The sequence below is a fragment of the Trueperaceae bacterium genome, from assembly GCA_031581195.1.
Taxonomy (GTDB): domain Bacteria; phylum Deinococcota; class Deinococci; order Deinococcales; family Trueperaceae; genus SLSQ01.
This window is the reverse complement of sequence record JAVLCF010000078.1, coordinates 1-11,460: the sequence shown is the minus strand read 5'-3', so window position 1 is coordinate 11,460 and position 11,460 is coordinate 1. Positions and strand designations below refer to the sequence as shown.

General features: G+C 74.4%; 11 protein-coding genes. 9 read left to right on the top strand and 2 right to left on the bottom strand.

The annotated features are described in order from the left end of the window. Nucleotides 1–64 precede the first annotated feature (64 nt). From gluQRS to trpA, 3 genes are all read left to right on the top strand, one after another. Nucleotides 65–1,150 carry a tRNA glutamyl-Q(34) synthetase GluQRS gene (gene gluQRS / locus RI554_08175; GenBank protein ID MDR9391989.1) on the top strand — a complete coding sequence of 362 codons (1,086 nt, stop codon included), beginning with the start codon at nucleotides 65–67 and terminating at the stop codon, nucleotides 1,148–1,150. 201 nt (nucleotides 1,151–1,351) lie between these two features. After that, nucleotides 1,352–2,605 carry a tryptophan synthase subunit beta gene (trpB, locus tag RI554_08170; protein MDR9391988.1) on the top strand — a complete coding sequence of 418 codons (1,254 nt, stop codon included), beginning with the start codon at nucleotides 1,352–1,354 and terminating at the stop codon, nucleotides 2,603–2,605. Then, nucleotides 2,602–3,402, top strand: a complete 801-nt coding sequence (gene trpA, locus RI554_08165) for a tryptophan synthase subunit alpha (protein MDR9391987.1) — start codon at nucleotides 2,602–2,604, stop codon at nucleotides 3,400–3,402. Before trpB ends, trpA begins: the two co-directional genes overlap by 4 nt. An 11-nt stretch (nucleotides 3,403–3,413) precedes the next feature. Here trpA and RI554_08160 read toward each other — a convergent pair whose 3' ends face one another. After that, the gene (locus RI554_08160) at nucleotides 3,414–4,253 is read right to left on the bottom strand and encodes a septal ring lytic transglycosylase RlpA family protein (GenBank protein MDR9391986.1); all 840 of its coding nucleotides are present in this window, start codon (nucleotides 4,251–4,253) and stop codon (nucleotides 3,414–3,416) included. A gap of 59 nt (nucleotides 4,254–4,312) precedes the next feature. Here RI554_08160 and RI554_08155 point away from each other — a divergent pair, with 59 nt between their 5' ends. Further along, nucleotides 4,313–5,101, top strand: coding sequence for a TatD family hydrolase (locus RI554_08155; protein MDR9391985.1), 789 nt, complete (start codon nucleotides 4,313–4,315; stop codon nucleotides 5,099–5,101). Here the strand turns inward: RI554_08155 and RI554_08150 are convergent. Continuing rightward, nucleotides 5,056–5,532, bottom strand: coding sequence for a DUF4258 domain-containing protein (locus tag RI554_08150; GenBank protein MDR9391984.1), 477 nt, complete (start codon nucleotides 5,530–5,532; stop codon nucleotides 5,056–5,058). The two genes, RI554_08155 and RI554_08150, sit on opposite strands and share 46 nt — an antisense overlap. 81 nt (nucleotides 5,533–5,613) lie before the next feature. Between RI554_08150 and RI554_08145 the strand changes: the two genes are divergently transcribed. The 5 genes from RI554_08145 to RI554_08125 are packed head-to-tail and all read left to right on the top strand — an operon-like array spanning nucleotide 5,614 to nucleotide 11,211. Beyond that, nucleotides 5,614–5,907, top strand: a complete 294-nt coding sequence (locus tag RI554_08145; protein MDR9391983.1) for a hypothetical protein — start codon at nucleotides 5,614–5,616, stop codon at nucleotides 5,905–5,907. Further along, on the top strand, nucleotides 5,904–6,812 hold the full coding sequence (locus RI554_08140) for an alpha/beta hydrolase (GenBank protein MDR9391982.1): 909 nt from the start codon (nucleotides 5,904–5,906) through the stop codon (nucleotides 6,810–6,812). Before RI554_08145 ends, RI554_08140 begins: the two co-directional genes overlap by 4 nt. Next, the gene (locus RI554_08135) at nucleotides 6,809–7,387 is read left to right on the top strand and encodes a YqeG family HAD IIIA-type phosphatase (protein MDR9391981.1); all 579 of its coding nucleotides are present in this window, start codon (nucleotides 6,809–6,811) and stop codon (nucleotides 7,385–7,387) included. Before RI554_08140 ends, RI554_08135 begins: the two co-directional genes overlap by 4 nt. Then, nucleotides 7,362–10,019 carry an ATPase, T2SS/T4P/T4SS family gene (locus RI554_08130; protein MDR9391980.1) on the top strand — a complete coding sequence of 886 codons (2,658 nt, stop codon included), beginning with the start codon at nucleotides 7,362–7,364 and terminating at the stop codon, nucleotides 10,017–10,019. Before RI554_08135 ends, RI554_08130 begins: the two co-directional genes overlap by 26 nt. Nucleotides 10,020–10,050: 31 nt before the next feature. After that, the gene (locus RI554_08125) at nucleotides 10,051–11,211 is read left to right on the top strand and encodes a type IV pilus twitching motility protein PilT (protein MDR9391979.1); all 1,161 of its coding nucleotides are present in this window, start codon (nucleotides 10,051–10,053) and stop codon (nucleotides 11,209–11,211) included. Nucleotides 11,212–11,460: the final 249 nt, after the last annotated feature.

Here is an 11,460-nt window from a genome sequence, read left to right as displayed (position 1 = left end):
CTGCACGCCCCCGGCACGCCCGAGGGGGGTCCCGAAGGACGCGTCGTCGTGCGCGGAGGCTGACGTGCCGCGCGGTCGGTACGCCCCCTCCCCCACCGGCGGGCAACACCTCGGCAACGCCCGCACCGCCCTCGTCGCGTGGGCCCGCGCCCGCGACGCCGACTTCGTCGTGCGCATCGAGGACCTCGACGCCGCCCGCACCGCGCCGGCGGCGGTGACGGGCAACCTCGACGAGCTCCGCTGGTTGGGGCTCACCTGGAACGAGGGGCCGGACGTCGGCGGGCCGCACGCGCCCTACCGCCAGTCGGAGCGGACGGCGGCGTACGCCGCGGCGCTCGCGACGCTGGAGGCCGCGGGGGCGACGTTCGCGTGCTACCTCTCCCGGAAGGACCTGCGCACGTTGGCGTCCGCCCCGCACGCCGGGGAGGCCGGGGGCGCCGGGGGGCGCGCGGCGTACGGTCCGCGGGAGCGGGCGGAGAACGCCCGCGTCGCGGCGGCGAAGGCGGCGGCCGGGAAGCGGCCGGCGGTTCGTCTCGCCGTCCCCCCCGAGGCGGTCCCCTTCGAGGACGTCCTGAGGGGACCGGACGCGCTCCGCCTCGACGCGGCGGTCGGGGACGCCGTCCTGCGCCGCGCGGACGGCGTATGGGCGTACCACCTGGCGGTCGCCGTCGACGACGGCGCGATGGGGATCCGCGAGGTCGTGCGCGGCGACGACCTGCGCCCCTCCGCCGCGCTGCAGGTGCACCTGCAGCGGCACCTCGGGACGCGCCCACCGGCGTTCCTGCACGTCCCGTTGTTGCTGGACGCCGACGGCCACCGCCTCGCGAAGCGGCGGGGGAGCGGCACGCTGCACGAGATGCGCTCGCGCGGCGTCCCACCGGAGCGGGTGGTGGGGTTCCTCGCCTGGACGCTCGGGCTCGTCCCCCGCCCGACCCCCCTTACGGTGGAGGACGTCGCAGCGACCTTCGCGTTGGACGCCCTACCGGCGCACCCGGTCGTGACGACCCCGGCGGCGCTGGCGTGGTTGGAGGGGGGCCCGGCGCCGGCGGGGCCGCCCCCCGCGCCCCCCGAGGGGGCGAGCCACGCAGGCTCGGATCCCGCCTCGGACCCGGTCGCCGACCCGCTGGACGCGAAGCCGGACGGCGCGTAGACTCGGGGCATGCGTGCACGACCTCGGGTCCGCACCCCCCGCGCGTTCAAACGCCGCCACCAGCGCTGGTGGCGTCGCGGGTCGTCGGTCCCCCCGCGCGACCGGACGTAGGTCCGCGCCCTCCCGACGGCCCCGCTCGCCCGACGCTCGAGCTTCCCTCGACGCGCACGCCGCGACGAGCCCCCCGCGAGAGGTGACGTCATGACGCACGCCCCGACCTTCGATTTTCCCCATCCCGACGCCCGTGGCCGCTTCGGCGCGTACGGCGGCCGGTACGTCCCCGAAACCCTCATTCCCGCCCTCGACGAACTGGCGGCCGCCCACCACGACGCGATCCGCGATCCGGCGTTCGCCGCGCGGCTCGCCGACGCGTTGCGCGACGCGGTGGGCCGCCCGAGCCTCCTGAGCGAAGCGACGCGCACGAGCGAACGCTTGGGGATCCGCGTGTGGCTCAAACGCGAGGACCTCAACCACACCGGCGCGCACAAGATCAACAACACGATCGGGCAGGTCCTGCTCGCCAAGCGCATGGGCAAGACCCGCATCATCGCGGAAACCGGCGCCGGCCAGCACGGCGTCGCGACGGCGACCGCCGCCGCGATGTTCGGCCTGCCGTGCGTCGTGTACATGGGCGAGGAGGACGTCCGCCGGCAGGCGCTGAACGTCGTGCGCATGCGCCTCCTCGGCGCGGAGGTCGTGCCGGTCACGAGCGGGACGCGGACCCTGAAGGACGCGACGAACGAAGCGATCCGCGACTGGGTGACGAACGTCCGCGACACGTTCTACGTCATCGGGTCCGTCGTCGGGCCGCACCCCTACCCGCGGATCGTGCGGGACTTCCAAGCGGTCGTCGGGGAGGAAACGATGCGGCAGCTGCGCGAGCGGACCGGCCGCGACGTGCCCGACGCCGTCGTGGCGTGCGTGGGGGGCGGCAGCAACGCGATCGGCATCTTCGCCCCGTTCGCGTACCTGCCCGACGCCGAACGCCCGCGCCTGATCGGCGTCGAGGCGGCCGGGCACGGCGTCGACAGCGGCGCGCACGCCGCCAGCATCAGCGCCGGCAAGCGCGGGGTGCTGCACGGCGCGATGATGTACCTCCTGTCGGACGACGACGGCCAGATCGCGCCGGCGCACTCGGTGTCGGCCGGGCTGGACTACCCCGGCGTCGGGCCGGAGCACTCGTACTACGCCGACGCCGGCCTCGCGGAGTACGTCGGGGTGGACGACGGAGCGGCGCTCACCGCCTTCCAACGGTTCGCGCGGGAGGAGGGCATCCTCCCGGCGCTCGAGACCAGCCACGCGCTGGCGTACCTCGACGACCTCGCCCCGCAGCTGCCACCCGGTGCGGACGTCGTCGTGAACCTCTCGGGCCGCGGCGACAAGGACGTCAACGAAGCGATGCGCGTGCTGAACCTCGGGGCGGACGTCGCCGGCGACGTGGGGGCGCCGTCGTGAGCGGCCGCATCGAGGCGGCCTTCGCCGCCGCGAAGGCGGAGGACCGCGCCGCCTTCGTGCCCTACCTGACCGCCGGCCATCCCGACCGGGCCGGGTTCCTGGAGGCGGTGCGGGCGTTGCGTCCGTACGCCGACCTGATCGAGATCGGGCTGCCGTACTCCGATCCGCTCGGTGACGGCCCCACGATCCAACGCTCGAGCGAGGCGGCGCTCGCTGCCGGCGTCCGCACCGCCGACGTCCTGGACATGATCCGTACGGTGCGCGCGGAGACCGACGTGCCGCTGCTGGTCATGACGTACTACAACCCGATCTTCTGTTACGCCGGCGGCGGCGAAGCCGGCTTCGTCCGCGACGTCGCGGCGGCCGGCGCGGACGGGCTGATCCTGCCCGACCTCCCGCCGGAGGAGGCGGAGACGTTGATCGACGCGGCCCGCGCCGCGGACCTGGCGACGACGTTCCTGCTGGCGCCGACCTCCACCGACGCGCGGATCGCGGCGGTCACCGCCGCCTGCCGCGGGTTCGTGTACGCGGTGTCGGTCACCGGCGTCACCGGTGCGCGCGACGCGCTGCCGGCCGACGTGCCGGCGCTCGTGCGGCGCATCCAGGCGGCGTCCGACCTGCCGGTCGCGGTGGGGTTCGGCGTGAGCGGTGCGGCGACCGCCCGGCCGGTGGCCGACGCCGCCGACGGCGTGGTGGTCGGCAGCGCCCTGGTGCGGACCCTGGCCGAGGGCGGCGACCTCGCGGCGCTCGCCGCGGAGATCGCCGGCGCCTGCCGCCGCACCCCGGTCGCCGGCTGACGCGGACGCCGTTACTCGCCGCGCGCCGACGCGAGCACCGCGTCGCTGCCGACGCGCGCGGCGAGCGACGGCGCGACCCACACCTCGCGCCCCGTCGCCTCGGCGTCGGGGCGTTCGGGGAGTTCGACGGCGCGGACGAGCACCTCGCCGCCGTCGCGGGTACGCACGACCCACAACGACCCCGGGCGGGCGCCGGGGACCACCACGTCGTAACCGGAGAGGCGCGCGTCGATGCGGATGGGGGCGGGCCCGGACGGGGGGCCGGCCGGCGCGAGTCGGACGCGGGCGGTGCCGCTGGACGTCATGCCGATCGCGTCCGCCGCGGCGCGCGAGAGGTCGATGACGCGCCCCTGCACGAACGGGCCGCGGTCGTTGATGCGGACGACGACGCTCCGCTCGGTCGTGAGGTTCGTGACCCGCACCCGCGCGCCGAACGGCAGGGTGCGGTGGGCGGCGGTCAACAGGGTGGGGTCGAACGTCTCGCCGTTCGCGGTGGGCCGCCCGACGAAGTTCGGGCCGTACCAGGAGGCGACGCCGGTCTGCGTCCAGGCGGGCGGCACCGCCGGAGCGGCGCGCAGGTCCGGGTCGCTCGGGTCGGCCTCGCTCGGGCGCACCGCGGTCGGGGAGGGCGTGAGCGCGTCCGGGGCGCGACGGGCGACGGGGTCGCCCGCCCCCTCGAAGAGGGTCGGTCCCTCGGCCGGGGTGCGCGCCGGGGCGGTGACGGCGGCGCCCGCCGCCGACGTCACCGGCGGCTCCGGCGCGACGGCGGGTGCGCACGCCGCCAGCGTGAGGGCGGCGGCGGTCGCGAGGGCCGCGCGGGCCGCGGCGGGCGGGGTCGGTCCGAATCGCACGGCGACAGTCTACCGCCGGGACGCCGCCCTCCGGCGCGGGCCTCGGCTACCCTGTCGGGGTGATCGACACGCACTGCCATCTCGACCGCCTCGACGCTCCCGACGCCCCCCTCGATCCCGACCTGGACGCCGTCGTGACGGTCGGGACCGACGCGGCGCGCAGCGAGGCCGCCGTCGCCCGCGCCGAGCGCGACCCGCGCGTCTTCGCCGCCGTCGGCCTGCACCCGAACGAGGCGTCCGCGATGCAGGACCCCGCGCAGCGCAGCGGCCTGGAGGCGCTCCTGGAGCACCCCCGCGTCGTCGCGATCGGCGAGACGGGCTTCGACGACCACTGGGACGACGAGACCCTGGACGCGCAACGGCGCGCCTTCGACGTGCACGCCACCTGGGCCCGCGCGACCGGGAAACCGCTGGTGCTGCACGTCCGCGACCGGCAGGGGGGCCACGACGCGTCGGACGCCGCCGCGGCGGCGCTTCGCGCGACGCCGGACGTGCCGGGCATCCTGCACTGTTTCGGGGGGAGCGACGCCCTCCTCGAGGTGGGGCTGGCCGCCGGGTGGTGGGTGTCGTTCGCCGGGAACCTGACGTACAAGAGCGCCCACCGCCTGCGCGAGGTCGCCGCGCGCATCCCGCGCGAGCGGCTGTTGGTCGAGACCGACGCGCCGTTCCTGGCGCCCGTCCCGCACCGCGGCGAACGCAACCGCCCGGCGTGGGTGCGCCACACCGCGCAGGTGTTGGCCGACGTGCGCGGCGAGCCGCTGGCGACGCTGGAGCCGGCGTTGGATGCGAACGCGCGGGCGGTCTACCGACTGCCGGACGGTCCGGTGCGTTCCACCTCGGGTTCGTGAGCGTCGTACCGCAGGACCTCCGCCAGGCGCGCGCGGGACGGCGCGCGGTGCGGGTCGCGCGGGATGAAGGCGGTCACGACGTCCACGAAACGGGGGGTGGCGAACTCGAGCACGACGTGGAGCGGCACCTTCACGTCGCGGCTGGCGGGGATCCACCCGAGCACGAGCAGGCGTTCGTCCTCGAGGTAGCGCACCAGCTCGCGACCGTGCAGGATCGTCGCGACGACGTCGCGTTCGGTGAAGCCTTCGCTGGCCGCGTGCCGCACGGCGTGACGCCCGAGACGGTAGCGGCCCTCCTTGACGTGGGGCTGCAGGTCGGTGAGGACGCGGCGTTTGGGGCGGCGGGGGGCGCCGGGCTCGCGGGGCGCATCGGACCGCGCGTCGGCGGTCGCGTCGGGGGTCGTGTCGGGGCCAGGCGTGCGCCGGTCCATCGTCCGCCTCCTCGCGCGCCGAGCCACCGGCGCTTGTCTAGGGTACCACGCACCCTCCCGTCGGTCGGCTACCCTCTCGGCATGACGACCGGCTCCCTCGTGACCTTCCTTGAACGCCGCGACCCCGGCGCGCGCGACGTCCTCGCGACGGTGCGCGACGCCCTCGCCGAGCGCGGGACGCCCGCCCGCCTGCTGCGCGGTCGGGACGCGCCCGACACCTGGCTCCTGGTCGTCGACGGCGACCCGTTCGCCGCCGACGCCCTCCCCCCGGGCGACGCCGCCGCCCACCTCGCGGCGCACCGCGCCGACCACGACGCGGGGCGGCGCGACGTGCGCGCCTGGACGTTCCTCGACGCCGGCGAGGGGGCGGCGTGAGCGGCGACTGGATCGACGCGCCCATCACCATCCAAACGAAGGACGCGGACCTCTACGTCGAGCAGGTCGGTCCGCAGGAGGCGCCGGTCCTGTACTACCTGCACGGCGGGCCCGGCTACAGCGCCTTCAGCTTCCGCGACCTGATGGGCGACGAACTCGAGGGGTTCCGCGTCGTGTACGCCGACCAGCGGGGGGGCGGCCGCAGCTACGCCGGCGGGCCGTTCCGCGTCGACGACCTCGCCGGCGACGTCGCCACGACCCTCGACGCGTTGCGCCTCCCCGCCGCCACCCTCCTCGCGCACGGGTTCGGGGCGATCCCGGCGTTGCGCGCCGCACGCCTCCACCCCGAACGCGTCGCGCGGGTGGTCCTGATCAACCCCTGGTTCTCGATGCCGCTCCTCGCCCGCACGCTGCAACGCCGCGCCGCGACGCTGGCCGGCGCCCCCGACGAGGCGCTGCCCGACGAAGCGACCCTGGCGGCGCAGGGGGAGCTGCCCCCCGACGCGCTCGATCCCGACGCGCTGTCGGAGCGGGCGTACGACCTGATCGCCCCCAAACAACTGTTCGACGACCTCGAGTTCCCCCTCCCCACGACCCGCATGCGCCTCGAGCACGTCGACGCCGTCGCGCAGTTCGGGCCGCAGCGGGCCGACGCCCCCGAGGACGTCTGGCACGCCGACGTGCTGGCGGACCTGGCGGACCTGACGACCGCCCCCGTCGCGCTGTTCGGCCGGCAGGACGGCACGACCGTGCCCGACCAGGCGGAGGCCGGCCTCGTCCGGCGGCCGGACGCGACCACCGGCCTGGTCGACGCCGGCCACTACCCGTGGATCGACGATCCCGACGCGTTCGTTCCGCTCCTGCACGAGGCGCTCGGAAGTTCGGCTGCTATCGTGGATTCGTGACGACGACGCCCGACCCCACGCCCTCCGCCCGGCGCGCACCCGACCTGCGCCTCGGGGGCCTCGTCGACCTCGACGCCGACCGGCTCGCCGGACTCGACGTCGCGGGCGTCCTGCTGGACGTCGACGAGACGCTCGTCCCCGCCGGCGTGGACGTGCCCGACGCCGCGGTCGCCGCGTGGGTGCACGACGCCCGCGCGCGGGGGGTGCGCGTGGCCGGCGTCTCGAACGGCGCGCCGGACCGGGTCGCCCGGGTCGCCGCCCACGTCGGCATCCCCGCCACCTCGTTGGCGGGGAAACCGTGGCCGGGTGCGTTCCGGCGGGCGGCGCGGCGGTTGGGGTTGCCGCCCCACCGGGTGGTGATGGTGGGGGACCAGTGGTTCACCGACGTGCTCGGCGCGCACCTCGCCGGCCTCCGCACGGTCCAGCTCACGCCCCTGTCCGACGGGGGCCTTCCCCACACCCGCCTGCTGCGCCGCCTCGAGCGGCGGCTCGATCGGCGGCCCGATCGGCGCCCCGCGTCCGCCGGCGACCGCGAAGGGGGGCCTGCGGATGGCGTCGCTCAGCGTCGCGGATAAACGCCTCGGAGCGGTCTTGCTGGAGCGCGGCGACGTCACCGACGCCGCCCTGCAGGAGGCGATGGAGCGCAGCGACGCGAGCGGCGAACGTCTCGCCGACGCGCTCGTGCACCTCGGGGTCGTCAGCGAAGAACGCATCGCGCACGCCATCGAGCACGCCCTAGGCGTCCCCCGGGTCGCGCTGCCGCGCATCGACGTCGAAGCGGACGCGATCGCGTCCCTCCCCAGCGACGTGGCGTTCCGCCTCGGCGCGATCCCGTTCGCGCGCCGCGACCACCACCTCCGCGTCGCGTTCCGCGACCCGCTCGACATGCTCGCGGTCGAAGCGGTCGAGGACGCCTCGGGCTGCGTCGTCGAGCGCTTCCAGGCGCTCGGGGAGGAGGTGGATTGGGCGCTCGCGACGCACTACCCCGACCTCGGCCTCGAGCCGCCCGAGCACGTCGCGCGGGACGTCGGGGGGCGGCTCGGGGCGCGCGCCGTCGAGCACGGCTTCACGACCCAGGCGCAGCTCGACGACGCCATCCAGGCCCAGAAACGTACCGGCGCCCGCCTCGGGCGGCAACTGTTGGACGACGGCGCGATCGACGAGGTGCAGCTCGCGCAGTTGCTGGCGGAACAGGCGGACCTCCCGTTCACCGCCGACCTGCGCGACGCGGACGACGACGAACGCCTGACGCGGACGCTGTTGCGGCTCGACGCGGTGCAGTTCGACGCCGTCCCCGTCCGCGAGGAGGACGGCGTCGTCACCGTGGCGTTGAGCGACCCCCACCACCGCGCCGACGTCGCGGCGATCCTGCCCGGCGAAGCGCGCTTCGTGGTCGCGCCCGCCAGCGCCGTGCGGACGCGGATCGACGACCTGTACGCCGACGACACGGGGCGGCTCGGGGACACGCTGTTGCTCGCCAAGAAACTCCGCCGCGACCAACTGCGTCGGGCGCTCGAGACGCAGGCGGATCTGGACGGCGTCAAGCCGCTCGGGGAGATCCTGGTCGACCTCGGCTTCGTCGCCCGCGCCGACGTCGACGCCGCCCTGAACCAGCAACGCGCCGGCGGCGGGGACCTCGAGGACACCCTCGTGGAGTCCGGCAAGATGGAGCCCGAGGCGCTCGCCCAGAGCCTGGCGATGCAGCTCGGCTACACGTTCGTCGGCGACGACGTGCAGGTCGACCCGTACGCCGTGAGTCTGGTGCCCGAAGCGACCGCGCGCCGCTACCAGGCGATGCCGCTGCACCTCGACGACGACGTGCTCGTCGTCGCGATGAAGGACCCCCGGCACGTGTTCGCGCTCGACGATTTGCGCCTCGTCACCGGCAAGGAGATCCGTCCGGCCGTCGCGACGGAGGACACCCTCGCGCGGCTCCTCAACCGCTTCTATCGCAGCGACGCCGACATGGACGAGCTCGCCTCGGCCCTGCTCGAGGAGGTCGGTAGCGCGCAGGAGGAACGCGAAGCGCCGGACAGCGCCATCGACGAGAACGCCCTCGTCAAGGTCGTCAACAACCTCATTCGCGAAGCGATCCTGAACGACTTCTCCGACATCCACGTCGAACCGAGGCCCGAATCGGTGAAGGTCCGCGTCCGCAAGGACGGCACGCTCCGCGAGTACATGACGATGCCCAAGGCGACGGCGGGCGCCCTGATCGCGCGCATCAAGATCATGGGGGGCCTCAACATCGCCGAACGCCGCCTCCCGCAGGACGGACGGGTTCGCTTCCGGGACCGCAGTACAGAGACCGACCTGCGCCTCTCGACCCTCCCGACGGTGTACGGCGAGAAGGCGGTCATGCGACTGCTGAAGAAGGCGACGTCGATTCCCGAGATCGAGAAGCTCGGCTTCGCCGACGACGTGTTCGCCCGCTTCGAGGACGTCATCCGCAAACCCTACGGGATGTTCCTGATCACCGGCCCGACCGGGTCGGGCAAGTCGTTCACGAGCTTCAGCATCCTCAAACGCATCGCGACGCCCGACGTGAACGTCTCCACCGTCGAGGATCCCGTCGAGTACGAGATCCCCGGCATCAACCAGACGCAGGTCAACGTCAAGGCCGGCCTCGACTTCGCGCGGGCGTTGCGGTCGTTCCTGCGGCAGGACCCCGACATCATCATGGTCGGCGAGATCCGCGACCACGAGACCGCGAAGATCTCCATGGAGGCGGCGCTCACCGGCCACCTGTTGATCGCGACGCTGCACACGAACGACGCGGCGGGCGCGATCACCCGCCTGCAGGAGATGGGGATCGAACCGTTCAACGTCTCCGCGTCGTTGATCGGCGTCCTGGCGCAACGCCTCGTGCGCAAGGTCTGCACGAAGTGCAGCGTCGCCTACACGCCCGACCCGGACGTCGTCCGTCGCTTGGGGCTCGACGAGGCCGCCGTCGAGGGGCACGCCCTCCGCCGCGGGGTCGGCTGCGAAGCGTGCGACGGGACCGGGTACGACGGCCGCACCGCCATTCACGAGTTGTTGATCGTGGACGACGACGTCGAGGCGGCCATCGTGCGGGAGGCGTCGGCGCAGGAACTGCACGATCTCGCGGTCGAGCACGGCATGCACACGCTCCGGGAGGACGGGATCGCGAAGGCCCTCCGGGGCGTCACCACCCTCGAGGAGGTGCTGGCCCGCACCGCGGAGTGAGCGGGGCGCCGGCCGGTACGGAAAGGCGTTCATGAGCGACGTTGCCACCCCCCACGCGTCGGTCGACATGGTCGACCTGCTGCGCCAAGCGATGGACGAAGGGGCCTCCGACCTGTTGATCACGGTCGGGCTGTCGCCGATGCTGAAGATCGACGGCGCGTGGACCGACACCGAGCACGACGTGCTTTCGCCGGTCGACACCCGCCGCCTGATGTACGGCATCATGACGGAGAAGCAACAGAAGCGCTTCGAGGAAACCAAGGACCTCGACTTCTCCTTCAGCCTGTCGGGCGAGGGGCGCTACCGCGTGAACGTCTTCCAGCAGCGCGGGTCGGTCGGCGGGGTGCTGCGCACCATCCACGACGAGGTCACCCCCTTCGCGGAGCTGGGGCTCCCCCCCGAGATCGCCGACGTCGCGCGCCTCCCCCGCGGGTTGGTGCTCGTGACCGGCCCGACCGGATCGGGCAAATCGACGACGCTGGCGACGATGATCGACCTGATCAACGAGGAATCGGCGAAGCACGTCGTCACCGTCGAGGACCCGATCGAGTTCTTCCACACCCACAAGCGCTCGGTCGTCAACCAGCGCGAGGTCGGGGAGGACACCGCCGACTTCCACGCCGCCCTCCGCAGCGTCCTCCGGCAGGCGCCCGACGTCATCCTGGTCGGCGAGATGCGCGACCACGAGACGGTCGGGGCGGCCGTCACCGCGGCGGAGACGGGCCACCTGGTGCTCGGGACGCTGCACACGAACACCGCCGCGGAAGCGGTCGACCGCATCGTGGACGTCTTCCCCGAAGCGCAACAGGGTCAGGTCCGCATCCAGCTGGCGAACAACCTGCAGGCGATCCTCACGCAACAGCTGCTGCCGCGCCCGGCGGGCGGGCGGGCGCTCGCGTACGAGCTGCTGATCGCGACGCCCGCCGTCCGCAACCTGGTGCGCGAGGCGAAGGGGCACCAGATCGCGTCCGCCATCCAGACCGGCGGGGACCTCGGCATGATCACGATGGACGCCTGCCTCGCGGACCTGCACCTGCGCGGCGAGGTCGATTTCGAGACGGCGCGCGCCCGGTCGGTGGACGCCGCGGAGTTCGAACGCCTCGTCGAGACCGGCGGGACGGCGAGCGACCGCGACGGGGCGCCGCGCACCGCCGCGCCGCGCGGACCGCAGCTCGGTCGCGGCGGCCGCTGACCCCCGCCGCCGAAGCGCGGCGAACGCCGTCGCACACGCGCGTTGACAGGTCGAACCGGCTTCGGTATCGTCGCCGGCATGCGACCGCGACGCCGCCTGGTGTGGGCGCAATTCGTGCAGCACGTCGGCCTACGTCGTTCCCGGGACGACGGCGCGTGAGGCGCGACGGTCCGTCGGTTCGGACCGCGCCCCGTCCCGCGCGACCGTCGTCCCGCCCCCGGTTCCCGACCGGGGGCGTCGTCGCGCCAC